We start from the raw sequence: 253 nt of genomic DNA on the forward strand, positions 1-253 counted from the left end.
GGAATGGAGTCCGCATTGTGCCTTTTCTATGACGCTCTGTCCTTCGCCATTGATTACTGCTAAGATGGGTTTTCCAGAGTTCATATAGGCTTGGAATTTTGCAGGGAGCGTGAGGCGGAAAATGGTAGTGTCGTGGAGAGATACGAGCATCACATCGGCTCGCTCGAAGAAGAGCGGCATGGATTCCAGCGGGTGACGCCCCACGCAGTGTACAGTGTCTTGCAACGAATGCTGCTTCACGAAAGCCTCCACC

1 pseudogene is annotated in these 253 nt (G+C 52.6%); it reads right to left on the reverse strand.

From position 1 onward, the window contains the following. Positions 1-240 (reverse strand): annotated as a pseudogene (locus tag ACVHXK_RS18925) (glycosyltransferase family 4 protein); the annotation flags it as partial. Positions 241-253 lie beyond the last annotated feature (13 nt).

The sequence above is a fragment of the Clostridium sp. DL1XJH146 genome (assembly GCF_054819755.1).